This is a genomic window from Stenotrophomonas sp. 22385 (assembly GCF_052045085.1).
Taxonomy (GTDB): domain Bacteria; phylum Pseudomonadota; class Gammaproteobacteria; order Xanthomonadales; family Xanthomonadaceae; genus Stenotrophomonas.
The window spans coordinates 95832-120948 of record NZ_JBQEOG010000006.1 but is presented as its reverse complement, the minus strand read 5'-3'; the positions used below and the strand labels follow the sequence as shown (position 1 = coordinate 120948).

At 66.5% G+C, this 25117-nt stretch carries 25 protein-coding genes; 12 read left to right on the top strand and 13 right to left on the bottom strand.

Annotated features, from left to right (window positions below; translation table 11 throughout):
• The first annotated feature begins 63 nt into the window (after window positions 1-63).
• A complete protein-coding gene (locus ACTJI4_RS12075) occupies window positions 64-1116 on the top strand; it encodes a DUF5694 domain-containing protein (protein ID WP_440869478.1) in 1053 nt (350 codons plus the stop codon).
• Between the two features lie 96 nt (window positions 1117-1212).
• On the opposite strand, the gene ACTJI4_RS12070 is transcribed toward ACTJI4_RS12075, so the two are convergent.
• A complete protein-coding gene (locus ACTJI4_RS12070) occupies window positions 1213-2247 on the bottom strand; it encodes a LacI family DNA-binding transcriptional regulator (RefSeq protein WP_392915540.1) in 1035 nt (344 codons plus the stop codon).
• 57 nt (window positions 2248-2304) lie between these two features.
• The gene (locus ACTJI4_RS12065; protein ID WP_440869477.1) at window positions 2305-2862 is read right to left on the bottom strand and encodes a hypothetical protein; all 558 of its coding nucleotides are present in this window, start codon (window positions 2860-2862) and stop codon (window positions 2305-2307) included.
• Between the two features lie 240 nt (window positions 2863-3102).
• Between ACTJI4_RS12065 and ACTJI4_RS12060 the strand changes: the two genes are divergently transcribed.
• From ACTJI4_RS12060 to ACTJI4_RS12040, 5 genes are all read left to right on the top strand, one after another.
• Complete coding sequence (locus ACTJI4_RS12060; RefSeq protein WP_440869476.1) at window positions 3103-3657, top strand: single-stranded DNA-binding protein; 555 nt, start codon at window positions 3103-3105, stop codon at window positions 3655-3657.
• Window positions 3658-4009: 352 nt separating this feature from the next.
• A complete protein-coding gene (locus ACTJI4_RS12055; RefSeq protein ID WP_440869475.1) occupies window positions 4010-4906 on the top strand; it encodes a hydroxypyruvate isomerase family protein in 897 nt (298 codons plus the stop codon).
• Between the two features lie 31 nt (window positions 4907-4937).
• A complete protein-coding gene (locus tag ACTJI4_RS12050; protein WP_440869474.1) occupies window positions 4938-6623 on the top strand; it encodes a GMC oxidoreductase in 1686 nt (561 codons plus the stop codon).
• Complete coding sequence (locus ACTJI4_RS12045; protein ID WP_440869473.1) at window positions 6623-7198, top strand: gluconate 2-dehydrogenase subunit 3 family protein; 576 nt, start codon at window positions 6623-6625, stop codon at window positions 7196-7198. The genes ACTJI4_RS12050 and ACTJI4_RS12045 overlap by 1 nt, the downstream gene beginning before the upstream one ends.
• A gap of 11 nt (window positions 7199-7209) precedes the next feature.
• Window positions 7210-7950 carry a 3-keto-disaccharide hydrolase gene (locus ACTJI4_RS12040; RefSeq protein ID WP_440869472.1) on the top strand — a complete coding sequence of 247 codons (741 nt, stop codon included), beginning with the start codon at window positions 7210-7212 and terminating at the stop codon, window positions 7948-7950.
• Between the two features lie 7 nt (window positions 7951-7957).
• On the opposite strand, the gene ACTJI4_RS12035 is transcribed toward ACTJI4_RS12040, so the two are convergent.
• The 5 genes from ACTJI4_RS12035 to ACTJI4_RS12015 are packed head-to-tail and all read right to left on the bottom strand — an operon-like array spanning window position 7958 to window position 12580.
• The gene (locus tag ACTJI4_RS12035) at window positions 7958-8254 is read right to left on the bottom strand and encodes a c-type cytochrome (RefSeq protein ID WP_440869471.1); all 297 of its coding nucleotides are present in this window, start codon (window positions 8252-8254) and stop codon (window positions 7958-7960) included.
• 18 nt (window positions 8255-8272) lie between these two features.
• Window positions 8273-9127: a sugar phosphate isomerase/epimerase family protein gene (locus tag ACTJI4_RS12030; RefSeq protein WP_392915563.1), complete on the bottom strand. Its 855-nt coding sequence runs from the start codon at window positions 9125-9127 to the stop codon at window positions 8273-8275.
• Between the two features lie 19 nt (window positions 9128-9146).
• A complete protein-coding gene (locus ACTJI4_RS12025) occupies window positions 9147-10271 on the bottom strand; it encodes a Gfo/Idh/MocA family protein (protein WP_392915566.1) in 1125 nt (374 codons plus the stop codon).
• Between the two features lie 12 nt (window positions 10272-10283).
• Window positions 10284-11501 (bottom strand): nucleoside permease, encoded by a 1218-nt coding sequence (locus ACTJI4_RS12020; protein WP_440869470.1) that lies wholly within the window; start codon window positions 11499-11501, stop codon window positions 10284-10286.
• Between the two features lie 26 nt (window positions 11502-11527).
• Window positions 11528-12580, bottom strand: coding sequence for a sugar phosphate isomerase/epimerase family protein (locus tag ACTJI4_RS12015; RefSeq protein WP_392915572.1), 1053 nt, complete (start codon window positions 12578-12580; stop codon window positions 11528-11530).
• 96 nt (window positions 12581-12676) lie between these two features.
• On the opposite strand from ACTJI4_RS12015, the gene ACTJI4_RS12010 reads away from it, so the two are divergent.
• Complete coding sequence (locus ACTJI4_RS12010) at window positions 12677-13678, top strand: LacI family DNA-binding transcriptional regulator (RefSeq protein ID WP_392915574.1); 1002 nt, start codon at window positions 12677-12679, stop codon at window positions 13676-13678.
• 60 nt (window positions 13679-13738) lie between these two features.
• Here the strand turns inward: ACTJI4_RS12010 and ACTJI4_RS12005 are convergent, their stop codons facing one another.
• From ACTJI4_RS12005 to ACTJI4_RS11990, 4 genes are all read right to left on the bottom strand, one after another.
• Window positions 13739-14170, bottom strand: coding sequence for a hypothetical protein (locus ACTJI4_RS12005; RefSeq protein WP_392915577.1), 432 nt, complete (start codon window positions 14168-14170; stop codon window positions 13739-13741).
• Window positions 14167-14679 (bottom strand): CC0125/CC1285 family lipoprotein, encoded by a 513-nt coding sequence (locus ACTJI4_RS12000; RefSeq protein ID WP_440869469.1) that lies wholly within the window; start codon window positions 14677-14679, stop codon window positions 14167-14169. Before ACTJI4_RS12000 ends, ACTJI4_RS12005 begins: the two co-directional genes overlap by 4 nt.
• A 206-nt stretch (window positions 14680-14885) precedes the next feature.
• The gene (locus tag ACTJI4_RS11995; RefSeq protein WP_440869569.1) at window positions 14886-15947 is read right to left on the bottom strand and encodes an MBL fold metallo-hydrolase; all 1062 of its coding nucleotides are present in this window, start codon (window positions 15945-15947) and stop codon (window positions 14886-14888) included.
• Between the two features lie 106 nt (window positions 15948-16053).
• Window positions 16054-16623 carry a TetR/AcrR family transcriptional regulator gene (locus ACTJI4_RS11990; RefSeq protein ID WP_440869468.1) on the bottom strand — a complete coding sequence of 190 codons (570 nt, stop codon included), beginning with the start codon at window positions 16621-16623 and terminating at the stop codon, window positions 16054-16056.
• Window positions 16624-16787: 164 nt separating this feature from the next.
• Here ACTJI4_RS11990 and ACTJI4_RS11985 point away from each other — a divergent pair, with 164 nt between their 5' ends.
• Together ACTJI4_RS11985 and ACTJI4_RS11980 are read left to right on the top strand one after the other, a co-directional pair.
• Complete coding sequence (locus ACTJI4_RS11985) at window positions 16788-17231, top strand: DUF1801 domain-containing protein (RefSeq protein ID WP_440869467.1); 444 nt, start codon at window positions 16788-16790, stop codon at window positions 17229-17231.
• 123 nt (window positions 17232-17354) lie between these two features.
• Complete coding sequence (locus tag ACTJI4_RS11980) at window positions 17355-18479, top strand: metallophosphoesterase (RefSeq protein ID WP_440869466.1); 1125 nt, start codon at window positions 17355-17357, stop codon at window positions 18477-18479.
• On the opposite strand, the gene ACTJI4_RS11975 is transcribed toward ACTJI4_RS11980, so the two are convergent.
• Together ACTJI4_RS11975 and ACTJI4_RS11970 are read right to left on the bottom strand one after the other, a co-directional pair.
• Window positions 18451-19899 carry a DUF2867 domain-containing protein gene (locus tag ACTJI4_RS11975; RefSeq protein ID WP_440869465.1) on the bottom strand — a complete coding sequence of 483 codons (1449 nt, stop codon included), beginning with the start codon at window positions 19897-19899 and terminating at the stop codon, window positions 18451-18453. The two genes, ACTJI4_RS11980 and ACTJI4_RS11975, sit on opposite strands and share 29 nt — an antisense overlap.
• Before the next feature lie 22 nt (window positions 19900-19921).
• Complete coding sequence (locus ACTJI4_RS11970; protein WP_392915597.1) at window positions 19922-20242, bottom strand: metalloregulator ArsR/SmtB family transcription factor; 321 nt, start codon at window positions 20240-20242, stop codon at window positions 19922-19924.
• 174 nt (window positions 20243-20416) lie between these two features.
• Between ACTJI4_RS11970 and ACTJI4_RS11965 the strand changes: the two genes are divergently transcribed.
• The 3 genes from ACTJI4_RS11965 (at window position 20417) to ACTJI4_RS11955 (ending at window position 25097) form a co-directional block, all read left to right on the top strand.
• On the top strand, window positions 20417-20908 hold the full coding sequence (locus ACTJI4_RS11965) for an RNA polymerase sigma factor (RefSeq protein ID WP_392915600.1): 492 nt from the start codon (window positions 20417-20419) through the stop codon (window positions 20906-20908).
• Window positions 20905-21966 (top strand): FecR family protein, encoded by a 1062-nt coding sequence (locus ACTJI4_RS11960; RefSeq protein ID WP_440869464.1) that lies wholly within the window; start codon window positions 20905-20907, stop codon window positions 21964-21966. The genes ACTJI4_RS11965 and ACTJI4_RS11960 overlap by 4 nt, the downstream gene beginning before the upstream one ends.
• 71 nt (window positions 21967-22037) lie before the next feature.
• Window positions 22038-25097 carry a TonB-dependent receptor gene (locus ACTJI4_RS11955; RefSeq protein WP_440869463.1) on the top strand — a complete coding sequence of 1020 codons (3060 nt, stop codon included), beginning with the start codon at window positions 22038-22040 and terminating at the stop codon, window positions 25095-25097.
• Window positions 25098-25117 lie beyond the last annotated feature (20 nt).

The window sequence follows — 25117 nt, the reverse complement described above, 5'->3', positions numbered from 1 at the left end:
TCACGCGTCGGCGGGGGCCATCGTGACCCACACTGTCTGCATCGACGGATTGAGGGTGCTGGCATGCAACGCAGGTTATGGATCGCAACGCTGTTGGCTTGCGCCTTCCCATCGCTGGCCGCCGTGCCGGTCGATCTGGCCACGCTCGACCGGGAAATGACCGGCCCGCGCACCCAGGTACTGGTGCTGGGCAGTGTTCATCTGAGCGAAGTGGAAGGCGGCATCCAACCCGGTGCGCTCGATCCCCTGCTGGACAAGCTGGCCGCCTACACGCCGGACATCATCACCGTGGAAGCCATCAGCGGTGAGCAGTGCGATCTTGCCGAGCGCCATGCCAGCGTCTACGGGCCGGACTACTGCGCCAGCACTGACGTCGCGCGCACGGCCACCGGCCTGCAGATCCCGGCCGCGATAGAGAAGATCAACGCCGCCCTGGACACGTGGCCGAAGGCACCCACGCCAGCCCAGCGCCGCCAGTTGGCCGCATGGATGCTGGCCGCCAACGAGCGGGCCTCGGCCTACACCCAATGGCTGCAGCTGCCCCCGGCGGAGCGCCGCGCCGGTGATGGATTGGATGCCACCCTGGTTGCCCTGCTGAACACCATTGCTACCCGCCAGAACGAGAACTACCTGATCGCCGCGCAGCTGGCCGCGCGACTGGGCCTGCCGCGCGTGTACGCCATCGACGACCACACCGGCGACAACATCCAGGTCAAGGATCGCAAGGCGTTCGGCACCTCGCTGGAACAGGCGTGGAACGCTGGCAAGGCAGAGCTGGACAAGAACACCGCCATCGAAGACACGATGGCGAAAGCGCGCGACCTGCTGCCGCTGTACCGCTTCATCAATGCGCCCGAACGGCTCAACGTACTGACCGATGTCAACGTCGGCGCGACCCTGCGTGCGACATCAGCCGAGCATTACCCGCAGATCTGGGTCAGTGGCTGGGAGATCCGCAACCTGCGCATGGTGGCCAACATCCAGCAGACGTTCCGCGAACGCCCGGGCGTGCGCGTGCTGTCGGTGGTCGGTGTCTCGCACAAGCCGTGGTTCGACCAGTGGCTGGGCCAGATGCAGGGAGTGGACATCGTGGACGCGGAGCAGGCACTCAGATAATGCGGTCTCTGCTCCCACGACCAACGGTCGTGGGCTACCTCTTTGGTCGGTAAGACTTCTTTGGTAGGTACCGACCGTTGGTCGGTACGACGCGCCTCAGCGCCGGGCCAGCGACGATTCCCGCAGCACCAGCTTCACCGGAATGGTCTGGCTTTCCACCGGCTCGCCCTGGATCAGCGCGAGCAGGCGTTCCACCAACAGCTGGCCGGCCTGCTTGGTGTCCTGCTGCACGGTGGACAGGGTAGGCGACACCGACGCCGCGAGCGGGATATCGTCGAACCCGGCCAGCGCCACATCATGCGGAATGCGCAGGCCGTGCTCGCGCAGCGCACGCATCGCACCGATGGCGATCAGGTCGCTGGCCGCGAACACCGCATCGATGGCCTGCCCATCGGCCAGCAGCGCCTGGCAGGCGTCGTAGCCGGACAGCTCGGTGGTGATCGCATCGAACTGCACTGCCGGGTCGACGGGTACGCCGCGTTCGGCCATCGCGGCCACATAGCCGCGGTAGCGTTCCTCGAACTCCGGGTAATGGCTGGACGCATGACCAACGAAGGCGATGCGCCGGCAGCCCTGGTCGAGCAGGTGGGAGGTGATGTCGAAGCCGCCCTGGAAATTGTCGCAGCCGATCGATACCCCGGGCTGGTCCGGCAGGGCCGCGCCCCAGCGCACGAAATGGGTGCCTTGCTCCACCAGCCGCTGCAGCCGCTCGCGTGACTCGTGGTAGTCGCCATAGCCAAGCAGGATGATGCCGTCGGCCTTGTTGCTGTCTTCGTAATCGGCCTGCCAGTCGGTGGACAGCTGCTGGAACGACACCAGCAGGTCGTAACCGCGCAGCGCGCAGGCGCGGGTGATGGAACCCAGCATGGCGTGGAAGAACGGGTTGATCAGCGAATCGTCGTTGGTGGGGTCTTCGAAGAACAGCAGGGCCAGCGTGCCGGCATTGCGCAGGCGCAGGCTCGAGGCGTTCTTGTCCACCTTGTAGTTCAACTCCCGGGCGATCTTCAGGATCCGCTCGCGGGTTTCCGGGTTCACCATCGGGCTGCCACGCAGCGCCCGCGACACCGTGGGCTGGGAAACCCCGGCCAGGTGGGCGATATCCAGGGAGGTGGCTTTGCCGCGGATGGTCATGGAAGGCAGGGCTGTGACGACGGAAGCCATGATGCCATGGGACGCGGGGCCGTGGTTTTACCCCCGGTTTTCCGCCAGCATGTTGCAGAACAACGCACCCTGTTCAATCGCATCATCCAGCGCCACGTGGGTATGCGGCAGCCGATCAAACCAGCGCTTGGGCATGCTCCGCTTGGTAACGCTGCGGTAGTCGGTCTTCAGCATCGCCATGGCAAAGGACTTGATATCCAGCGCTGAATGCGAAAACGGGCTCTCCCCGGCGAAGCGCATCAGGTACCAGTACACGAACAGGAAGTCGTACCCGGCCGGATACCCCACGAACACCGGCTTGCCCGGCAGCGCCTTCAGCCAGGCGAGGTAGCGGCGCATTGCCGCCTCCGGCGCCTCGCAATCGCGCCGGCAGGCCGCCCACGCCACCGGTTGGGTCGCCCACCACGCCATGGTGCCGGGATGGCCCTGCGCGCCGGGGAGCGTATCCAGATTGGCCGAAAAGGTCGCGACCAGGGTCTTGTCGACCAGATACGCCGCCGAGCCGAAGCTCAGCATGGAATGCGGGCCGGGAATGGGGCCGTCAGCCTCCACATCGGTACTGACGTAGATTTCGGGATTCGACATGGAACGGAGTCTAGCGTGGGTCAGTGCCGGGACGTAGGGCGGGAGCCCTTGTCCCGCAAAGGTCCAGCCAAAATCCGAAGGCGGCCGGGGACATCCCCGACAAGGGCAGGGCAGGCGGGGATGATAGAATTGGGCGTTCTGTCATCCCACCCAGATTTCCCGCAGGGCGGCCGGTGTATCCGCACCTCCAAGAGTGTGTAATCTCTCAGGCCTGCCCTCGGACAACGGAAGAGCAACCCTATGGCGCGCGGCATCAATAAAGTCATCCTGGTCGGCAACCTCGGCAACGACCCGGACGTGAAGTACACCCAAGGCGGCATGGCGATCACCCGCATCAGCCTGGCCACCACCAGCGTCCGCAAGGACAAGGATGGCAACCAGCAGGAGCGCACCGAATGGCACCGCGTGGTGTTCTTCGGCAAGCTCGGCGAAATTGCCGGCGAATACCTGCGCAAGGGCAGCTCGGTCTACGTCGAAGGCAGCCTGCGCTACGACAAGTACACCGGCCAGGATGGCGTGGAGAAGTACTCCACCGACATCATCGCCGACGAAATGCAGATGCTGGGCGGCCGCGGTGAAGGCGGTGGCGGTGGTGGCGGTGGCGGTGGCAATTACGGCGGCGGCGAGCGTCCGCAGCGCCAGCAGGCCCCGCGCCAGGAATACGGCGGTGGTGGTGGTGGCGGTCAGCGCGGTGGTGGCGGCGGTGGCTACGGCCAGCAGCAGCGCCCGCAGCAGCAGCCGCAGCAGTCGGCTCCGCCGATGGACGACTTCGCGGACGACGATATTCCGTTCTGAGTCGCACTGCACCTCGTTGGATCAGAAAGGCCCGCTTTTCAGCGGGCCTTTTTTTGTTTCTGAGGCCACATGCGATCTGTTGCTCATCAGGCAACAGTTGTCGCCTGATGAGCAACACTTCGCCGGTAATGTGCACTGGGTTCCGACCACCGCGATCGATGACGGCTGGCATCGCAAATGCGGTACGGCAGCGGCGGAGCGAGGCACCGAAGTGCGTCGGTTTTTTTGTGCCCTGCAGCATTAATTTTCGTGCAGTGCGTCTTGCAAAAAAACGAAGTACTCCTCTATGGTGCAATCGATTGCATTGCAGTGAATAGTTGCGTTTGATACCGGTTGGGAGGCCGGAAAGCGGATGCCCGACCATTCCATTGGATCGATCCAAGGCGCACGCCTTACGCGGCGCGATGCGCTGCGCATGGCGGCCGCCGCAAGCATTGGCCTGGGCGCCGCAGGCGTGCTGCCCGCGATGGCCGCCACCGCGCCGCTCAAGGGCAACCTGAAGCATTCCGTCGCCCGCTGGACCTTCCCGCAGTTATCGGTAGCCCAGCTCTGCCAGACGGTAAAGGGCATCGGCTTCGCCGCCATCGACCTGGTAGGGCCGGAGGACTGGCCCACGCTGAAGGCCCATGGCGTGCACAGCTCGATGTGCAATGGCGCGGAGTTGGGCCTGACCAAGGGCTTTGCCGGCCGAGAGTTCCACGACCAACTGGTGGAGCGCTACACCCGGCACATCGATCTGGTCGCCGACGCCGGCTACCGCAATCTCATCTGCTTCTCCGGCAACCGCAACGGCATGGACCCGCAGGAAGGCATCGCCAACGCCGAGGCCGGACTCAAACGCATCCTGGGGCATGCCGAGAAGCGCGGCGTGGTGCTGGTGATGGAGCTGCTCAACTCCCGGGTCGATCATCCCGACTACCTGTGCGACCACTCGGCGTGGGGCGTGGAGCTGTGCCAGCGGCTCGGATCGCCGCATTTCGGCCTGCTGTACGACATCTACCACATGCAGATCATGGAGGGCGACATCATCGCCACCATCGGCCGGCATCACGCGCATTTCAAGCATTACCACACCGCGGGCGTTCCGGGCCGCCACGAAATTGGAGACCAGCAGGAACTCCAGTATCCCGCCATCTGTCGCGCGATCCGCGACACCGGTTTCGATGGGTATCTGGCGCAGGAGTTCATGCCTGCAGCGCCGGATCCCATCGGTTCGCTGCGCGAGGCGATCCGCCTCTGCGACGTCTGAAATTGATATCCACCCAGGTGAAGTAGAACCCATGGCAGACAATCATTACGACGCAATCGTCGTCGGCTCCGGCATCAGTGGCGGCTGGGCGGCGAAGGAACTGACCGAGAAAGGCCTCAAGGTCCTCATGCTCGAACGCGGGCGCAACATCGAACACGTGAAGGACTACGTCAATGCGATGAAGGAACCGTGGGACTTCCCACACCGCAACCGCCCCACCCAGGCGATGAAGGCCGCGTTTCCGGTCCTGATGCGCGACTACGCGCTGGCCGAGAACCTCGAAGGAATGTGGGCCGACGAACAGGACTCGCCCTACATCGAGACCAAGCGCTTCGACTGGTTCCGTGGGTATCACGTCGGCGGCCGCTCGTTGATGTGGGGGCGTCAGAGCTATCGTTTTTCGGACCTGGATTTCCAGGCCAACCTCAAGGACGGCATCGCCACCGATTGGCCGATCCGCTACGCCGACATCGCCCCTTGGTATGACCACGTGGAGAAGTTCGCCGGCATCGCCGGCACGCGCGAGGGGCTGGACGTGCTCCCGGATGGCGAGTTCCTGCCGCCGGTCCCGTTGAACATCGTCGAAAAGGATGTGGCAGCGCGGATCAGGAAAGCCTTTGGTGGCACGCGGCACATGATCCATTCGCGCACCGCCAACATCACCCAGCCCAAGCCCGAGCAGGGCCGGGTCAACTGTCAGTACCGCAACAAGTGCATCCTGGGCTGTCCGTTCGGCGCCTACTTCTCGACCCAGTCGGCGACGCTGCCTGCGGCCATGAAGACCGGCAACCTCACCCTGCGGCCGTTCTCGATCGTCAAGGAAGTGCTCTACGACAAGGACCGCAAGCGCGCACGCGGCGTGGAGGTGATCGATGCAGAGACGGGGCAGACCTACACGTACACGGCCAAGGTCATCTTCCTCAACGCATCCTCGTTCAACTCGACCTGGCTGCTGATGAACTCGGCCACCGACGTGTGGGAAGGCGGGCTGGGGTCGTCGTCCGGCGAGCTGGGCCACAACGTGATGGACCATCATTTCGGCGCCGGTGCCTCGGGCCGGGTCGAAGGCTACGACGACAAGTACTACTTCGGCCGGCGTCCGTGCGGCTTCTACATTCCGCGTTTCCGCAACGTGGCCGCCGACAAACGTGGCTACCTGCGCGGTTTCGGCTACCAGGGCGGCGCCAGCCGCAACGGCTGGTCGCGCGAGATCGCCGAGCTGAACATCGGCGCCGACCTGAAGGAGGCGTTGACCGTGCCGGGCGACTGGCGAATCGGCATGACCGGCTTCGGCGAAATGCTGCCGCACCACGACAACACGATCCGCCTGGACCCTGACCGCAAGGACAAGTGGGGGCTGCCGGTGTTGGCGATGGACGTATCCATGCGCGCGAACGAGAAGGCCATGCGCAAGGACATGGCCGCCGATGCCGCCGAGATGCTGGAGGCCGCCGGGGTCAAGGACGTGGAGATGCATGACAACGACTACGCGCCAGGCAAGGGCATCCACGAAATGGGCACCGCACGCATGGGCCGTGACCGGAAGAACTCCGTGCTCAACCAGCACAACCAGGTCTGGGATGCGCCCAACGTGTACGTGACCGACGGTGCCTGCATGACCTCCAGCGCCTGCGTGAATCCCTCGCTGACCTACATGGCGCTGACCGCACGCGCGGCCGACCATGCCGTGCGCGAGCTGAAAGCGGGGAACCTGTAATGGAACGTCGCGACCTTCTGAAAATGATCTTTACTGCCACGGGCGCGGCCCTGGTCGGCCTGCCCGCACTCGCCAGCGGCCAGGTGCCGACGGCTGGGGCAAAGACCGCGTTCTCCGCCACCGATATCGGCACGCTGGACGAGATCGCGGAGACGATCCTGCCTCGTACGAAAACGCCGGGGGCGAAGGACGCCGGTACCGGTGCGTTCATGGCGCGGTTCGTCACCGACTGCTACACCGCCAAGCAGCAGGCGGCGTTCCATGCGGGCCTGGTGGATATCGACAAGCGCGCCGGCGGCCGCTTCGTGTCGCTCACTCCGCAGGCCCGCACCGAGCTGCTGCGTACGCTGGATGCGGAAGCCAGGAAGCGCGCCGTTGACGTGGGCGATACCGGAACCGCCGAAGGCACCCGCGCCACACCTCACTATTTCACGATGATCAAGCAGCTGGCCATCTTCGGCTTCTTCACCTCGAAGGTCGGCGCAACCGAAGTGCTGCAGTACGTCGCCGTACCCGGTCGCTACGACGGCGACCTGGCCTATGTCCCGGGTACCCCCGCGTGGGGCACCAGCTGATGAGGAACCCGATGAGCAAGCCCTTGCTGATGGCCGCCTGGGTGCTGGCTGCAACGCCCGCGTTCGCGCAGGCCGACGACCCCGCGCGAGATCCGACCAAGACCGAGGTGTGGAGGCCGGTACCCGCGACCGTGGCCACGCCCCCGAACGCCGCGCCATCCGACGCGATTGTGCTGTTCAGTGGCAAGGATGTCTCTGCGTGGGAGTCGGAGCAGGGTGGACCCGTGCGCTGGAGCGTTGCCAACGGCGCGCTGACCGTGGTGCCAGGCAGCAAGGGGATTCGTACCAAGCAGGACTTCTGTGACATCCAGCTGCATGTCGAGTGGCGCGCGCCCACCGCGACCAAGGGCTTCGACGGCCAGCACCGCGGCAACAGCGGCATCTTCCTGCAGGAACTGTATGAGCTGCAGGTGCTCGACAGTTACAACAACCCCACCTATGCCAACGGCCAGGCGGGCTCGCTTTACAAGCAGGCGGTTCCGCTGGTGAACGCCTCGCGCAAGCCAGGCGAATGGCAGGCCTACGACATCATCTGGAAGGCGCCGCGCTTCTCACCGGGCGGTGGGCTCACGTCACCGGCCCGCATCACCGTGCTGCACAACGGCGTGCTGGTGCAGGACGACACCGTGCTGTCGGGCAAGACCGAGTACATCGGCGCGCCCTCGTATGCACCGCATGGGTGCGCGCCGCTGTACCTGCAGGAGCATGATTCCAGGGTCAGCTACCGCAACATCTGGGTGCGGAAGCTGTAGGGGTCTCCTATTTCGCCAGGTAGCTGGCGAGATTGTCGATTTCCTGTGGCGACAGCTGGGAGAAGGGCGGCATCAGACCGCCGCCCTTGCTGATCTTTTCCTTGATCTGCGCAGGCTGCAGCCGCTTGGCGACATCGGTCAGCGCGGGGAACGTCGGCGGAACGCCGGCCCGGTTCGCGCCATGGCAGGCGACGCAGTGGGTTGCGTAGAGCTGTTCGCCGGCGGCAGGGTCGTCCTTCGACCACGCCGCAGTTGCAAACGTGGTTCCACACAGAACCACGGCCATTGTCAGAATCGTTTTCAAGCAGGTCTCCTTGGCGGGCTAGCGCTGTGCACTGGCGGGCAGGTGGTGGCGCAGGTAGTCCGCGCCTGTCGTGATGACGGTGGCCGGATCGCGCGGCTGGTCGTGTTCGACGATGTACCACTGCACCCCGGCAGCCGCTGCGGCAGGCAGGATCGCGTTCCAGTCCAGTACACCCTGTCCCACGGCAGCGAAGCCGCCCTCGTCTTCAGCCTGGCCCTTGGGGGCGTTGTCCTTGGCGTGCACCGCGAACACGTGGCCGCGGAACCTGCCCAGCATCACCACCGGGTCATGGCCTGCACGCGCCACCCAGGCCAGATCCAGCTCGGTCTTCAGGTCGGGGCCGGCCGCGGCGAACAGCAGTTCCAGGCCGGTTTTGCCGTCGAAGTCGACCAGCTCGAAGTCATGGTTGTGGTAGGCCAGGTGCATGCCCTGGGCCTTGGCCTGCGCCGCGATCCGGCCCAGTTCCTGGCCCAGTGCGGTCCAGCCGGCGGCATCGCTGGGCCGGTCCTTCTTGTCCAGGTACGGCACCACCAGCGTGGTGTTGCCGATCGACCGGTTGAACGCCACCACGCCCATCAGGTCAGTGCGCAGATCGGCCAGCTGCACATGGGAGGAAATCGCCTTGATCGAATAGCGGTCCAGCAGCTGCTTGAGTTCGGCAGCGCTGACGTTCTGGGTGCCGACCGTTTCCACCGCGCCCACGCCCGCGTCATGCACGATCTTCAACTGCTGGTCGAGCGTGCCGGCGTTGCGCAGCGTGTACATCTGCACTGCAATGGGTTGCTGTGGACCGGCCGTGTCGCCTGCGAAGGCGGGCAGGGCAGCGAGCAGCAGCAATGCGAGGGTGGTGGTCCTGCGTGCAGCAGTCTTCATCAAGCAATCCTCCCGAAGTTCAATCGATGGCGGTCCAGGCGCGCGACCTGGTTGATGCAATGACGCGGTCGACGATCAGGGCCGAACGCAGGCCGTCCGCGAAGGTGGGCAGGCCCTGCGGCCGCTCGCCATCGATGGCGTGATAGGTGTCGGCGACGAACGCCTCGAAGCACTGGGCGTAGCCCTGCGCGTGGCCGGGCGGCAACACCGCCAGCCGGCGTTGTTCGGCACTGCCGGCGCCGGGCCCGCGTACGAAGGTTTCCTCGCGCTGGTCGGGCCGGCCGATCCACAGCCGCTCCGGGTCCTCCTGGTTGAACGCCACGCTGGCCTGCGCGCCGTCGATCTCGAACCACAGGCGGTTGTGACGTCCAGCCGAGACCTGGCTGACCGTCAACGAGGCCAGCGTACCTGCGCCGGTCTTGAACATCGCCGCGGCCACGTCCTCGCTGGTTACCGCCTGCATCGCACCGCCGGCCGCCGGCGTGGTGAAACTCTGTGCCGCCACGGCGGCGCGCTCGGCAACCACGGTGGCGAACGCCGCGCTGACGTCGACGAAGCGCTCCCCGCTGACCCATTCCACCAGATCGCACCAGTGCGAGCCGATGTCGGCGAACACGCGCGAGGCGCCACCCAGCGCCGGGTCCACGCGCCAGTTGTTGCTGGCCGGGTCCAGCAGCCAGTCCTGCAGATAACTGCCGTGGATCAGGTGCAGGGGCCCCAGCTCGCCCTGGGCGATGCGGGCGCGTGCCTCGCGTACCACCGGGTGATAGCGATAGACGAACGGCACCGTGGCGACCAGCCCGGTCGCGGTGGCCAGCGCGGCCAGGGCCTGCGCGTCCTGCAGCGTAGTGGCCAGCGGCTTTTCGCAGATCACGTGCTTGCCGGCTTCCAGTGCCGCCTGCGCCATCGGGCGGTGCAGGTGGTTGGGGGTGCACACGTGCACCACCTGCACCTGCGGATCAGCGATCACCTCGTCGATGTCACGATAGCCGCGCGGAACATTCCATGACCGCGCCACCTCTTCCGCACGCTGCGGGGATGAGGCGACCACGCCGCGGACCTCCGCACCGGCCAGCAGCGCCGCGCGACGATGCACGGCGCCGATCATGCCGGTGCCCACAATGGCGATTCCAAGCTTGCGCATCGTGTCGGCTCCTCAGTGCGTGGTGGGCGAGGCGGCAAGCGCCGGCCGGTCGCGGAACAACACCAGGAAGGCGACCAGCACCACCAGCGCCACGCCGGCCGGGAACAGCCAGATCCGCTGCCAGTCCGGCCCCGCCGCCGTGGTGTAGTGCTCCACCACCGCGCCGGACAGGAACGTGCCGATCAGCATGCCCACCCCGTACGTAGCCAGCGTGATGAAGCCCTGTGCGCTGCTGCGCGCGGCGGGGCCGGCGTGTGCATCGGTGTAGATCTGGCCGGTGACGAAGAAGAAGTCATAGCAGATGCCGTGCAGCACGATGCCGATCACCAGCAGGGAGAAGCCGCCGCCCGCATCGCCGAAGGCGAACATGACATAGCGCACCACCCACGCGGCCATGCCCACCGCCAGCATCGTCTTCACGCCCAGCCGCACGAACAGGAACGGCATGGCCAGCATCAGCAGCACTTCGGAGACCTGGCCCAGCGACTGCAGGCCGGCCGCGCCGCGCACGCCCAGGTCGTTGAGGTAGGGGTTGGTGAAGTTGTAGTAGAACGCGAGCGGAATGCAGATGGCGATGGAGGCCAGGAAGAACACGAGGTAGGAGCGCGACTTCAGCAGCCGCAGCGAATCCAGCCCCAGCACCTGGCCCAGCCCGGCGTCGCGCTGTTGCGCCAGCGGCGGCGTGTGCGGCAGGGTGAACGCATACAGGCCCAGGGCCAGCGATGCCATCGCCGCCATCCGGAAGGTCAGTTCAAGCGTATGCGCCTGTTCCCAGCCCAGCCAGCCGATCAGCACGCCGGCCACGATCCAGCCGACGCTGCCGGCCACGCGCACGGGCGGGAACTGCTTCTCCGGCGATTGCATGTGCCGCATCGCCACGCTGTTGGCCAGCGCCAGCGTAGGCATGAACAGCATCATGTAGCCCATCACGCAGGCGAAGAACGTGTTGAAGTCCGTTGCCGTGGACGCCAGCCACATCAGCACCGCACCGGCCAGGTGCAGGACCCCGAGGATGCGCTGCGCGGCGAAGTAGCGGTCGGCGATCAGCCCGACCAGGAAGGGCGCCACGATCGCGCCGATGGACTGGCTGAGGAAGGCCGTGGCGACCTGGCTGGCGCTGGCCTGGAGCGGACCCTGCACCAGATACGTGCCCAGGGTCACGAACCATGCGCCCCAGATGAAGAACTGCAGAAACATCATCGCGCCCAAGCGCGACATGGCGTGCCTCATGGCGTGCCCTCCCAGGCGGTCATGGCTCAGATACCCAGCATGCGGCGCAGTGATCCTGCGTCCGCGCCGCTGTCGGCAAAGTCGTCGAAGGAACGTTCGGTCACGCGGATGATGTGGTCGCGGATGATCGCGGCGCCCTCGCGCGCGCCGTCTTCCGGGTGCTTCAGGCAGCACTCCCACTCCAGCACCGCCCAGCCCGGGAAATCGTACTGCGCGAACTTCGAGAAGATCGCCTTGAAGTCGATCTGGCCGTCGCCAAGCGAACGGAACCGCCCCGGGCGATCGATCCAGTCCTGGTAGCCGCCGTACACGCCGCTGCTCGCACTGGGGCGGAATTCCGCGTCCTTGACGTGGAAGATGCCGATGCGCGGGTGATAGCGGTCGATGAAGCCCAGGTAGTCGATCTGCTGCAGCAGCAGGTGGCTGGGGTCGTACAGGATCTTGGCGCGCGGGTGGTGGTCCACCACGTCGAGGAAGCGCTCGAAGGTCGCGCCGTCGTGCAGGTCCTCGCCCGGGTGGATCTCGAAGCACAGGTCCACGCCGCAGGCGTCGAAGGCATCCAGGATCGGGCGCCAGCGCCGCCCGAGTTCGGCGAAGGCTTCTTCCACCAGTCCCGGCGGGCGCTGCGGCCAGGGATAGAAGTACGGCCAGGCAAGCGCGCCGGAAAAGGTGGCATGCGCGGTCAGCCCCAGGCGCTGGCTGGCCTTGGCGGCCAGCAGCAGCTGCTCCACGGCCCAGGCCTGGCGCGCGGCCGGATCGCCGCGCTTGTCCGCGGGCGCGAAGCCGTCGAACAGGCTGTCGTAGGCGGGGTGGACGGCTACCAGCTGCCCCTGCAGGTGGGTGGACAGCTCGGTGATCTGCACGCCATGCCCGGCCAGCATGCCGGCAATGTCGTCGCAATATGCCTGGCTGCGCGCGGCCTCGGCCAGATCGAACAGATGTGGCGCGCTGGTAGGTATCTGTACGCCAGAATAGCCCAGCCCCCCGGCCCATCCGGCCAGCGTGTCCAGCCGGTCGAAGGGCGGTGTGTCGCCAATGAACTGCGCCAGGAACAGCGCCGGACCCTTGAGCGTCTTCAACGTGATTCACCCTGATGCAATCGATTGCATTACCCTAGCAGGACGCTCCGGAAAACCTGTTGTGCACTGCACAGCGACAAGAACAACCCAGCAACCATGGCAACCATCTACGACATCGCAAAGCACGTTGGCGTCTCCGCAGGCACGGTGTCGCGGGCGCTTTCGCGGCCGGACAAAGTCCTGCCGGCCACGCGCACGCGCATCGAGCAGGCCGCGGCGGCGCTGGGCTATGTGCCCAACACGGTGGCCCGGACGCTCAAGACCCAGCGCAGCGGCAAGATCCTGGTGACCGTGCCGGACATCGCCAATCCGTTCTTCGCCCAGATCCTGCAGGGCGCGGAGGAAGCGGCGCAGGCCGTGGGCTACGCGGTGCTGCTGGGTGATACCCAGCATCGCCCCGAGCGCGAAGAGCGCTACGCGCAGATGCTCCGCCGCAACGAAGCCGACGGCATGATCGTGCTCGGCCATCGCCTGCCGCCCACCGCGCGCGAGATCGTGCAGCAGCAGGGCGCCACCGCGCCGGTGGTCAATGGGTGCGAATTCGACCCCGCGCTGGGCATTCCCAGCGTGCACATCGACAACGCCGCCGCCGCGCGCGCGGTGATGGAACACCTGTATGGCCTGGGCCACGAGCGGATCGCCGTGGTCGGCGGACCGCCCGACAATCCCCTGCATGAGCAGCGGCTGGAAGGGGTGCAGGCCGCCGGCAAGGCGCGCGGCCGCCTTCGCAGCCTGAGCGTGGTGCCGGGGGATTTCTCCGTGGAATCCGGTCATGCGGCAGCGATGGCGCTGTTGGCCGGCGCGACGGTGCCCACCGCGATCTTCTGTTTCAGCGACCAGATGGCGCTGGGCGTGCTGGCGGCCTGCCGCGATCTGGGCGTCCGCGTGCCCGATGCGCTGTCTGTGGTCGGCTTCGACGACCTGGCATCGTCCCGCTACCTCACGCCCGCATTGACCACCGTCCGGCAGCCCATGCGGGAGATCGGCGAGCGCGCGGTCAACCTGCTGCTCGCCATCATCGAAGGCGTGGAGGTGCCGCTGCAGCAGACCCTGGAATTCAGCCTGATGGTGCGGGGTTCCACCGGGGCACCCAGGTAGAGCCACGCCCTGCGTGGCTTCGCGGTGCCCGATCGAAGTGCAGCCACGCAGGGCGTGGCGCTACCGGCGAACGCAGCTTGGGCCGGATTTGCCCATGCTGGATTCGAACTCCAGGCCCACGCGCGTGTCTTCGTTTTCTCTGTAGATCAGCGACCTGCAGCGCTCGCCTTCGGCCTCGAAGTCCTGGTAGTAGCGGGCACCGGCCTGCGGCGCGACACTCACTGCTGCGCTGCAGCTGATGGTGACGTAGCCGTTGCTGGACACGAAGTTGCTTCCGATGGTCACGCGTTCCCCCGCCGGTATGCTCGCCCGTCCATCGCGGGCGGGACGCAGGATCTGCGGCGCGCTGTTGGCGCAGATCCACGTCACTCCTCCGGGGGCAACGCGCAGCGATGCGGCAGGCTGGCCGGGGGGCAGGCGGTAGGTGCCCATGCAGCCAGTGGCCAGCAGCATGAGCACGGCGGGCACGAAAAAGCGCACGGTCGCGTTCAAGACGCCTTCTCCTGCGCTTGGCCGGGCTTGACCAATGGGCCGAGTCGCGTAATGAGTTCAGCGCTGGACAACGCCGAGGGTTCGCCCGCGGGTACCGGCAGAATGTAGGCGAACGTTGCCGGTTTGCCGAAGGTGGACTTCACCGTCCGGCCGCTGCTGCGTTTGTCGGCGACTGCGTCGGGAAGGGTGGCGTACAGCACGAAGTGACTGGCGCCCTCGCGCTTGGCTACCTCGGCGCAGCGGTACAGCAGGAAATTCTCGACCATTTCGTTTCTGCTGAAGCTGTTGGCCGAGAATCCCACCTTGATCAAGCGGCCCGGGCCCGGTTCGTCCCAGTAACCCCCAGCAAAGCCCAGGATCGGGTTGCGCGCATCGTGATAACCGGTTGCGCACCCGCACAACGACACGGCGATCATCGCCGCCGCGATCAGATTTCCTTTCACTGGTTGTCCCCTGTACGCGCTTGCGCGGCGGAAGGCCGGCCCCGGCGCAGGCCAGATTATCTGCATGTCGCAGGCTGGCCCGCAAGAGGGACGTGGCGCTCACCAGTTCCAGCTCTCCACGCGTGACGTGACCGGTGTTGATGATGCAGCCATGGCCAGCCCGAAGCGGTGACGGGTGGGCGCTCACCTGCGCTTGGCCTGCAGCGGGCCGCTGGGCAGGCGACGCGCCCGTGAGCGCGTCCTGCCCGACGCCTGAGCGGGGCAGGCATCGTTCAACGCGTGCTGCTCGCCACCACGCCGCTGCCCTCGCTTTGCGTCGCGGCCAGCGCCCGCCACCACGGCGTGCCCGCATGTGGCGCGGAAAGATCCAGGCGTTCGCCCATTTCCGGCGTGGACAGCGCGATGCCGCGCTGCGCGGCCAGCGCGCTGACCCGCTCGAAGGGTTCTTCCCAGCGATGCATCGCCAGGTCGAACGTGCCGTTGTGGATCGGTACCAGCCACTTGCCACGCAGGTCCTGGTGGGCCTGGACGGTCTGTTCCGGTTGCATGTGCACGAACGGCCACTTGGCGTCGTAGGCGCCGGTTTCGACGAAGGCGACATCGAACGGTCCATAGCGTTCGCCGATACGCTTGAAGCCATTGAAGTAGCCGGTATCGCCACTGAAGAAGACACGCAGCTCATCATCCAGGATCACCCACGAGGCCCACAGCGTGCGGTTGCCATCGCGCAGCCCGCGGCCGGAGAAATGCTGGGCCGGAGTGGCGGCGAAACGCACGCCATCGACCTGGGTTTCTTCCCACCAGTCCAGCTGCACCACGCGGTCCTGCGGCACGCCCCAGTCGATCAGGCGGTCGCCCACGCCCAGCGGGGCCAGGAACACCTGCGCGCGCGTAGCCAGGAACTTGATGGTGGCGCGATCCAGATGGTCGTAGTGGTCATGCGAGAGCAGCACGCCACGGATCGGCGGCAGGTCCTGCAGCGCGATCGGCGGGGCATGGAAACGCTTGGGGCCAAACCACTGCACGGGCGAGGCACGCTCGGAAAACACCGGGTCGGTCAGCCACCAGCCACCGCGCAGTTTGATCAGCAGGGTGGAGTGGCCCAGCCGGTACACGCTGCGGTCCGGCGCTTCGGCCAGCGACTGCGCGGTAAGCGCGTGCACCGGCGGCGCCTTGGGCGGCGTGGTGCCCGGCGGTCGTTTGAACATGACCTCCCAGAACAGCTTCAGTGTGGCAGCGAAGGATTCCTTCGGCTTCGGCGCCACATTGGTGAACTGGTCGTCGGCGCGCTGCGGCGAGTTTTCGTAGGAGGCAATAGGCACGGTGAAGGTCATCCCGATCAGAACGGTGAGGGAGAAGGCGACAGCGAGTACAGGCAGGATGCGCATGCGTCTCCTTGAAAGTGAGTGCGTACACACTCATTAATGAGGCCGATTGAAATCAACGTTGGATGCCCTTCCAGTACAGATCGAATCCGGCCTGGGCCAAGGCATCGCGTTGCGCGGGCTGGGCGGCCATGGCCTCCAGCGTGGTTTCCAGCAGGGTGATCAACACCCGCCCGAGGTAGAACCCGAGGCGCTCAGGATCCACGTATCGCGCCAGGCTGGCTTCCAAGGTATGCAACGTCGTACCGAACAGGCCAGCGCAGTGCGCGCGCGTGCAGTCTGTAATGCGTTCGGACACCTTGAGTTGTCGCAGCGCCATGCGGTCCACCGGATGGGTTGCGCCCCAGACCAGCAGCGCGTTCCAGACGTGGTGCAGCTGATCGCGCACCTCGGCATCGGCAGGGAAGCGGGCGCCCACTGCCAACGCGAGCCGCTCTTCAAGCCGCACGAACAGCGCATTGAGAAGGGCGTCCTTGGTCTCGAAATAGGTGAACACCGTCCCCTCGGCCACCTTCGCGGCCCTGGCAATCTGCGCCGTGGACGCACCGACACCCTGCGCGGCCACCGCTTGGGCGGCTGCCTCGAGAATCGCAGTGCGTTTCGCGTCGCTGAGCGGGCGGGCCATGGCAGGGAATTAGCTGAGTGATTGCTCATTTATAGGGCGCGGCGGGCTGCCTTGCAAGGGATGCGGAACCGGCCGCTGGCATCCGTTCAGGCAGCCTGCTTGGCGCCGGATTTGAAAAGCCCACCGCAGCGATCTATAAGGTGGGCAGGTTCCAGGACCCGATCATGCCCCGAGCCAGCACCCCCAGCACCCCTATTGCCAACGCCAGCGTCGCGCCGGAGGATGCCGCGCAGCAGATAGATGCGAAGATCGCCGCGCTGGACGACTGGCGCGGCAACACCCTGGCGCAGCTGCGCAGCATCATCCACAAGGCGGATCCCGACGTGGTGGAGACCGTGAAGTGGCGCGGCGTGCCGGTCTGGGAGCACGACGGCATCCTCTGCACTGGCGAAACCTACAAAGCGGCGGTGAAGATGACCTTTGCGCATGGGGCCCAGCTGGACGATCCGAAGGGACTGTTCAATTCCAGCCTGGAGGGCAACACCCGCCGCGCCATCGACGTGCGTGAAGGCGAGAAGATCAACGAGGCAGCGTTGAAGGCCCTGATCCGGGCAGCGGTGGCCTTCAATACGGCCAAGGCAAAAGCGAAAAAATCAACCTCCCGCTGATTGCGGCGCGCTGCCACCGGTAGGGCGCTACCGGGGTGGCACCTGTCGTCAACTTCGGCAAAGATGGTGCGCTGCACGATCGCCACCGGCGCGCGCGCATCCCCCCGGAATCTGGAATTGCCTGTGCTGAGTGTTGTTGGAGTAGTGCTTGCGTTGTACGTGGTATGGCGTTTGATCTGGCCGTTGCGGATGCCGGTTTCGGTGCGTGGCCCGCTGGGGTTGCTGGTGCTGGCGCTGGCGCTGCACCACCGGATCGTGGCGCGGTTTGCCGGCACCATGGCCTCGCCGGAGATTCCCAAGGTGGCCCTTGTGGTGCTGGCCAGCGGCTTCACCGCCCTGCTGCTGGTGGCCGTGTTCCTGCTGGTGCTGGATGCCCTGCTGCTGGGTGCGCGCCTGCTGAAGCTGGCGCGCGTTGCCGATGCCCTGCGTCGCAGCTGGCTGCGGCCAGCGGCGGGCGGACTGGCGCTGGTGCTGGGTATATGGGGTGTGCAGCAGGGCATCGCCGTGCCGCAGACCCGCCAGATCGAGGTGACCATTGCCGGCCTCCCGCACGCGTTTGATGGTTATCGCGTACTGCAGCTCACCGACATCCACGCCAGCCGCCTGCTCACCGGCGATTGGGTGGCCAAGGTGGTGGCCGAAAGCAACGCGCTGAGGCCGGACCTGGTGGTGATCACCGGCGACCTGGTCGATGGCAGCGTCAGCGCCCGGGCCAACGATGTGCGCAGCCTGGGCCAGCTGCAGGCGCCGGACGGCGTCATCGCCATCACTGGCAACCACGAATACTACGGCCAGTATGCGCAATGGATGCAGGCGATCCGCGCGCTGGGCATGCAGGTGCTGGAGAACAGCCACACCCAGGTGACGCGCGATGGCGCGGTGCTGACCATCGCCGGCGTCACCGACCCGGTGGCAGCGCGCTATGGCCTGCCGATGCCGGATCTGGCCGCCGCACTGGCAGGTGCGGATCCCGCCGCCCCGGTCATCCTGCTCGACCACCGACCGCGCGAGGCCAAGGCCAATGCGGCCAAGGGCGTGAAGCTGCAGCTGTCGGGGCATACCCATGGCGGCCACATCGTCGGCATGGACCAGCTGGTCAAGCGTGCCAACGGCGGTTACGTGTCCGGGCGTTACGAGGTCGACGGCATGACCCTGTATGTCAGCAACGGTGCGGGCCTGTGGCCGGGGTTTGCCGCCCGTATCGGCGTACCGTCAGAGATCACCTTGGTGACGTTGAGGGCGCGCTAGACAGCGTGCCGACCAACGGTCGGCACCTGGCGTGCGTAGTGGCCTGCACCAGTTCCGGTGCCAGCGCGTGGGCCACGGCCATGCGCAGCATGGCCGGGCTGATGTGGCGCCGGTGCACGTGATCGATGGCGGCCATGTACAGGCGACCGAAACGGTTATGGGGGCACACCCGGGTGCCCAGCGCGATCACCGCGGCGCCATCGTCCAGCAGCTGCACCCGCACACAGGAACGGAATCGCAGGTGGCGGTCGTCGGCGCCCAGCAGTACTTCGGCGCTGCGGTCGCCGGCGTCCACGCGCTGCGCATGCACCGGGAAGCGCCCGGCGAACAATGTGCTGCGGTCGGTGGACAGCAGCGAGGAGACCGGGCAGCCCAGCGGCGAGGTGCGCAGCTGGAGCGGCGCCACCAGTACGTTGCGCAGCGTCATCAAGCGCCCCACGCTCGGTGGCGGGTTGAGCATGAAACCGTCCAGAACCGCTTCCAGCACGGCGCTGGCCGAGCGCCCGGGAACACTGTGCGCGGGCAGGGCAAGCGTGTTGTAGTCCTGGTGGTGGATGCCTTCCACCAGTGCCTGCTGCAGCAGCGAGTCGGCCGGCGGCCCCGGCAGCGCCTGCACCGGATGGCGCGCCGCGCGGTGCCCGATGTAGCCGTGCGCCGGGCGCAACCGGGCCAGCAGCACGCGCAGCGGGCCAACCAGGTCGCGGGTGCGCGCGCACAACCCCGCCAGCAACGAACGCGACGGCGCCTGCAGCGACAGGCTCACCACGGGCACCCGTGACAGGTCAGCGTGCGCCAGCAGCTGCTGCAGGGCAGGCGGCAAGGTATCCGTAAGGCTGGGGATGTCGGCGTTGTCGGCATCGATCTGCGCGCGCTGCGCCTCGGTCAACACGCCGCTGCGTTCGTTGGCATGGCATGAGAGCGCGAACAGCGCCGGGTGGCGCGGGTGGCGCGAGACGAACTGGTGCCAGGTGCCGCTGCCGAAGCGCACCGTGAACAGGCAATCGGGCGGGATGTCCACACAGCGCAGCGCATGCAGGAACGCAGCCGGGTCACGCTGCAGCTGGGCATCGGACGCGGTGGAAAAGCGCAGCTGCGCACCGCCGCTGCCGGCGATGGCGGTGAACATGCGCGGTCCGGCATGGCGGTGGAACGGATGCCCCTGGCGCCCGACCGAGAACGAATACAGTGACGACGCATCATCGTGGGCCAGGTGCATGCCGCCGAGCCGTGCAGAGGGCTCGTCCAGCGCATCCACGAAGGCCGGGTGCGCGGCCTGGCGCAGTCCGGCATCACGCAGCAGCTGGTCGCCGGCACCGATCCCGAGCTGGGTGATCAAAGCCACTTCGACCGGGCTGCCATCCCCGTACGAAGGCAGGCTGATGCTGGGGAACGAACGACTCACGCGGTGGGTGTCCAGCATGCCGGTCTCCTGGTGGCAGGGCTCAGGTCGAAGGGGTGGGTTTGCGTTTGGCGCGCGCGCGGCTCTCGCGCTGCAACGGCCCGCCAACCGGGCAGACTTCGGCGGCCCAGGCGAACAGGGTGTTGGTCAGGCGCTCGGGCACCTGGCGGAAATAAACGAACTGGCCGCGCTTCTCGCGTTCGATCAGGCCGGCATCCTCCAGGATGCGCAGGTGGCTGGACAGCGCTGGCTTGCTGAAATCAAAGCGTTCGCCCAGTTCGCCCGCAGTCAATTCGCCACCGTTGAGGTAGGCGAGGATCTGGCGGCGGGCGGTGGAGGCCAGGGCCTCGAAGATGCGGTCCATTCCGGTAGTTAATTAATTCGTTAACTAATCGTGCGCCGTGGCCTTGGGGCTGTCAAGTGTCGGCTGCCGCTTTCGCACCGTCACCACCGCGTAATACGCAGCGCTTACCTTGCGCCGCACTTCAGGGGTTGGGGCGGCACAGTGGCCGAGCAGGCAAGAGGGCGGCTGGCGCGGATGTTCGTGGAACACGCGCCCGTGCTTCGGGGGTTCTTCGTGCGCCGGGGGGCGCGACAGGACGCCGAAGACCTGGTGCAGGAGACGTACCTGCGTCTGCTGCGTGCGCATGCGGGGCCGGGCGAGTCCATCGCCAACCCTGAGGCGTATCTGTTCACCGTAGCGCTGAACCTGGCGCGTGAGCAGGCCAGCCGCAGGCGCTGGTCGACCCTGCCGATCGAGGACATCGAACAGCTGGGCCAGGGCCTGGCCAGCGGGGAATGCGTGGAAGATGCCGCCGAACGCGAACAACGCAGCCAGCGCCTGCAGGCGTTGCTGGCCACGCTGCCCGGACACACCCGCGCCGTGCTGGTGATGCAGTACCGCGATGGGCTGAGCTACAGGCAGATCGCAGAGCGCCTGGGTGTTTCCTCGCACATGGTGAAGAAGCACGTCGTGCGCGGGCTTGCCGTGTGCCGGCGTGCGATGGCCGACCGCGAGGTGGCGCGATGAGCGAACCGTCGCTGCACCCCTCCGCGTTGACCCAGGCCGCCGCCCACTGGCATGCGCTGCAACGCCAGGGCGATGTCTCGCCTGCGCAGCAGCGTGCCTTCATGGACTGGCTGCTGGTCTCGCCCGAGCACCTGCGCGAATACCTGGCGATCAGTGAAACCGCAGGCGCGCTGGGAGAGGCGCTACGCGCGATGCCGATCGACCTGGACGCGCTGCTGGCGTCACCGGCACCGCAGCGAACGGGCGACAACGTCGTGCCGTTGCCGGCGCGCGCGCCGCGTGCGGCTGCGCCCGCGCCGGCCAGACGTCGGCAGCTTCCTGGTATCGCTGCCGCCGCCGCGCTGCTGCTGGCGGTGGGCGTCGGCACGCCGCTGGCGTGGCCGCATACCACCCGCTATGTAGCCGCTCATGGCGCGCCGCGCCAGATCGAGCTCTCCGACCACAGCGTGCTCCACCTCAATGCCGAGAGCGAAGTCTCGGTGCGGATGAGCCTGTTCGGTCGCCGCGTTGAACTGGAGCGAGGCCAGGCCAGCTTCGTGGTCGCGCCGGACCGGCGGCCGTTCGCCGTGCATGCCGGCGGCCTGCGGGTGACCGACATCGGCACCACGTTCGATGTCTCGCTGCTGCGCGAACAGGCGCGGATCGCGGTCAGCGAGGGCCGGGTGCAGGTGCACGGCGATGGTGGGCACGGACGCCTGCTGGCCGATCTGTCGGCCGGCAAGGTGGCCCAGGTCGATTACCGCGACCAACGCGTGCAACTGCGCGATGAGGACGCGGCCAGCATGACCGCGTGGTGGCAGGGCCGCATCGTGTTCCGCGACGAGCCCCTGCGCGAAGTGGCCGATCGCTTCAACCGCAGCAACGCCCTGCGCCTGCGCGTGAGCGATGACGCCGGCGCGCTGCGCCTGACCGGCAACCTGCGCGCCGATGACCTCGGTTCGCTGCGTGCGTTCCTGGACCAGCAGCCGGCGCTGGTCATCCAGCAGCGTGCCGATGGCATCCACGTACGCATGCGCGGCGTGGCCGACGGCGCTGTCAAAAAAAATTCATCGAATTAGCGGTGCCCGATCCACGCCTTGCCGCGTCGTAGTTGGGGAATGCCACCGCCACTCCCTTACTGGATCCCACGATGCGCTGCACTCTGTTCCTTTCGATCGCCCTTGCCCTGCAGGTCACCGCGGCGGCCACCGCTGCAGAACCCACGCGTCCTGCCGCCGATGCCATCGCCTCGCAGCCGCTGGACATGGCACTCAACGCACTGTCGCGCCAGACCGGCCTGCAGTTCGTCTACAACGCGCAGGTGGCGGGAAACCCGCGTACCCCGGCGGTGCCGGCGGGCCTGAGCGCGGAGGCGGCCCTTGACCGCCTGCTTGCCGGCACCGGGCTGCGCTACCGCTACCTCAATGCGGGCACGGTAACCATCGAAGCGGCGACGGCCGGCAACCCGCCCACCTCCGGCGTGGTCGCGCCCATGCTGGCAGCCGATGCCGGGGCCGCCCCACTGCAGGCGTCGGCGGGCGAAGGCGGCGCGCCGGGCACGCAGAACCTGGAAACCATCCAGGTGACCGGCAGCTACAGCCGCAGCCTGGAACAGGCGGTCGATCTCAAGCGCGCCAACATCGGCTTTTCCGACTCCATCGTGGCCACCGATGTGGCCGACTTTCCGGAACAGAACTTGGCCGAAGCACTGCAGCGCGTTCCCGGCGTGACCATCGAGCGCAGCAAGGGCCTGGGCACCAAGGTCAACGTGCGCGGCCTGCCATCGGAATATACGTACGTGTCGATCAACGACCTCGCCACCGCCTCCGGCAGTGGTGGGCGTGACGTGGAGTTCGACATGTTCGCCTCGGAGATCATCCAGCAGGTCACGGTGCAGAAGTCACCCACCGCCGCCGATGAAGAGGGCGGCATCGCCGGCTCGGTCAAGATCACCACCGCGCGCCCGTTCGACTACAACGAGCGCAAGCTGGTGCTGTCGGCCGAAGGCGCGCACAACAGCATTTCCGAAGAAGTGGACCCGCGTTTCGCCTTCCTGGCCGCCGATACCTGGGGCGACTGGGGCGGCCTGGTGTCGTACTCGCAGTCCAAGCGCACCAACCGTACCGACTCCACCTCGGGCATCAACTTCCGCCCGATGTCGCGCTTCCTGGGGGCGTCCGGCACGCGCGGTAGCCAGGCCCAGGCCGTGCTCGCCCGCGACGCCGGGGTGAACATCGTCAACCGTACCGACACCGATGAAACCAATCGGGTGGTGTTCCAGGACAAGGTCGGTGACCGCGTCTACCTCAACGAGCAGGACAAGTGGGGCGCCACCGCGTCGCTGCAGTACAAGCCCAGCAGCAGCTTCAGCCTGACCTTCGATGCGATGCTGGGCGGCTACGATTCGACCGAAGACGAGTACGACGCGGCGGCATATTCGGCGTCCAGCCGCAGCACCCTCGACACCATCCACGAATACGATGCCAGCACCCTGTCCGAGTACGGCATGGTGGTGCTGCGCGATGTGTCCTACACCGCCACCCAGCACGAGATGCTGAGCAAGGAGCGGATCAACAAGACCGATTACAGCCAGTACAGCGTTGCGCTCGACTGGAAGGGACAGGACTGGTACATCGATGCCATGGCCGGCTATTCCGGCGCGGAGAAGACCTCGGACTTCTCCAACCTCAAGCATGTTGCGTACGCACCCTCGCGCACCCGCTGGACCGGCCGCAGCGGCGAAACCATTCCCAGCACCCCGGGCGGTTTCGACATGTACAACGCCTCGGACAAGTACCTGTTCGAAGCCTATGAAACCACGCTGGAGAAGGTGGACGACGACAAGTACGCCGCCCAGGTCAACGTGACCCGCATGCTGGACCTGGCCTTCCTGCCGGCACTGCGTGACGTGAAGTTCGGTGCGCGCTACACCGACCGCTCCAAGCAGCGCCAGTATGGCGAGCTCAAGATCACCGGGCCGACCGCCGGCAGCAGCGCCTGGGTCAACAAACGTACCCTGGCCGACAGCCCGCTGCAGTGGATCGGCGACATCGTTCCCGGTGGCGACTACACCATCAAGGACCTGCAGTGGCAGCAGGTCTCCAACGACTACGCGCGCCGTGCGTTCCGCTACGACGGTTTCTACACTCCGTTTGACGCTGGGCAGTTCTACCAGGTCGACGAGAAGGTGACGAGCGTGTACGCGATGGCGGACTTCGGCTTCGATATCGGCCACGTGCCGGTCAACATCAACGCCGGCGCGCGCTACGTCGATACCAGCGTCACGTCGTTCGGCTACCACCCGATCCAGCGGCCCGATGGCAGCACCGGCTACACCGACACCCCGGTGTCCAAGGATGGCAGCTACGACGACCTTCTGCCCAGCTTCAACATGACCGCCGAACTGGCCCAGGGCCTGCTGCTGCGCGCGGCCGCCTCCAAGACCATGATGCGCCCGGCGCTGACCGACATCGCCTACAAGCGCACCGCCAGCTGGAGCTCGTACCGCTTCACCGATGGCAACCCGGAGCTCAAGCCCACCTACGCCAAGCAGTGGGAAGTGGGCCTGGAGAAGTACCTGGACAACGGCGCGCTGTTTGCCGCCTCCTACTTCCGCAAGAACATCGACGGCGTGGTGATCAACTCGCTCACCGGCGTGGTCGAGGATGTGGCGGTGTACAACGCCAACGGCACCCTCAACGGCATCTTCGATTTCGATGTGTACCAGCCGGTGAACGCCAAGGGCTCCTACCAGGTGGACGGCGTGGAGCTGGTGGCGCAGCTGCCGCTGGGCATGTTCCACCCGATGCTGGAGGGCTTTGGCGTGAATGCCAACTACACCGTGCTGGACAGCTCGCTGGCAGGTGAGTCCGACCTGGGCATCCGCACCCCGATGCCCGGCCTGGCCGAGAAGACCTGGAACCTCACCGCGTACTACGAAAATGACCGGTTCGATGCCCGCGTGTCCTACAACCACAAGGACGAATACGTGGAGTCCATCGGTTATGACATGTACCCGATCTGGCGCGACGCCTATGGCCAGATGGATGTGTCCATCGGCTACCGGATCACCGACAACATCAAGGTCAGCCTGAAGGGCATCAACCTGACCAACGAGATCACCAGCGGCTACACCATGGACCCGTCGTTCCCGACCATGTACGAAGCCTCGGGCCGCCGCATCAGCCTGGGTCTGCGCGCTGACTTCTGATCCTTCCGGTGCCTGTCGCC

Bases quoted from the DNA above. Each gene is read 5' to 3' on its own strand.
- ACTJI4_RS12075 (WP_440869478.1), top strand. From the start codon at position 64: ATGCAACGCAGGTTATGGATCGCAACGCTGTTGGCTTGCGCCTTCCCA.
- ACTJI4_RS11960 (WP_440869464.1), top strand. From the start codon at position 20,905: ATGAGCGAACCGTCGCTGCACCCCTCCGCGTTGACCCAGGCCGCCGCC.
- ACTJI4_RS12055 (WP_440869475.1), top strand. From the start codon at position 4,010: ATGCCCGACCATTCCATTGGATCGATCCAAGGCGCACGCCTTACGCGG.
- ACTJI4_RS11970 (WP_392915597.1), bottom strand. From the start codon at position 20,242: ATGGACCGCATCTTCGAGGCCCTGGCCTCCACCGCCCGCCGCCAGATC.
- ACTJI4_RS12040 (WP_440869472.1), top strand. From the start codon at position 7,210: ATGAGCAAGCCCTTGCTGATGGCCGCCTGGGTGCTGGCTGCAACGCCC.
- ACTJI4_RS12010 (WP_392915574.1), top strand. From the start codon at position 12,677: ATGGCAACCATCTACGACATCGCAAAGCACGTTGGCGTCTCCGCAGGC.
- ACTJI4_RS11995 (WP_440869569.1), bottom strand. From the start codon at position 15,947: ATGACCTTCACCGTGCCTATTGCCTCCTACGAAAACTCGCCGCAGCGC.
- ACTJI4_RS11985 (WP_440869467.1), top strand. From the start codon at position 16,788: ATGCCCCGAGCCAGCACCCCCAGCACCCCTATTGCCAACGCCAGCGTC.
- ACTJI4_RS12045 (WP_440869473.1), top strand. From the start codon at position 6,623: ATGGAACGTCGCGACCTTCTGAAAATGATCTTTACTGCCACGGGCGCG.
- ACTJI4_RS12020 (WP_440869470.1), bottom strand. From the start codon at position 11,501: ATGAGGCACGCCATGTCGCGCTTGGGCGCGATGATGTTTCTGCAGTTC.
- ACTJI4_RS12025 (WP_392915566.1), bottom strand. From the start codon at position 10,271: ATGCGCAAGCTTGGAATCGCCATTGTGGGCACCGGCATGATCGGCGCC.
- ACTJI4_RS11955 (WP_440869463.1), top strand. From the start codon at position 22,038: ATGCGCTGCACTCTGTTCCTTTCGATCGCCCTTGCCCTGCAGGTCACC.
- ACTJI4_RS11990 (WP_440869468.1), bottom strand. From the start codon at position 16,623: ATGGCCCGCCCGCTCAGCGACGCGAAACGCACTGCGATTCTCGAGGCA.
- ACTJI4_RS12070 (WP_392915540.1), bottom strand. From the start codon at position 2,247: ATGACCATCCGCGGCAAAGCCACCTCCCTGGATATCGCCCACCTGGCC.
- ACTJI4_RS12030 (WP_392915563.1), bottom strand. From the start codon at position 9,127: ATGAAGACTGCTGCACGCAGGACCACCACCCTCGCATTGCTGCTGCTC.
- ACTJI4_RS11965 (WP_392915600.1), top strand. From the start codon at position 20,417: ATGTTCGTGGAACACGCGCCCGTGCTTCGGGGGTTCTTCGTGCGCCGG.
- ACTJI4_RS12000 (WP_440869469.1), bottom strand. From the start codon at position 14,679: ATGCAGATAATCTGGCCTGCGCCGGGGCCGGCCTTCCGCCGCGCAAGC.
- ACTJI4_RS11975 (WP_440869465.1), bottom strand. From the start codon at position 19,899: ATGCTGGACACCCACCGCGTGAGTCGTTCGTTCCCCAGCATCAGCCTG.
- ACTJI4_RS12065 (WP_440869477.1), bottom strand. From the start codon at position 2,862: ATGTCGAATCCCGAAATCTACGTCAGTACCGATGTGGAGGCTGACGGC.
- ACTJI4_RS12050 (WP_440869474.1), top strand. From the start codon at position 4,938: ATGGCAGACAATCATTACGACGCAATCGTCGTCGGCTCCGGCATCAGT.
- ACTJI4_RS12060 (WP_440869476.1), top strand. From the start codon at position 3,103: ATGGCGCGCGGCATCAATAAAGTCATCCTGGTCGGCAACCTCGGCAAC.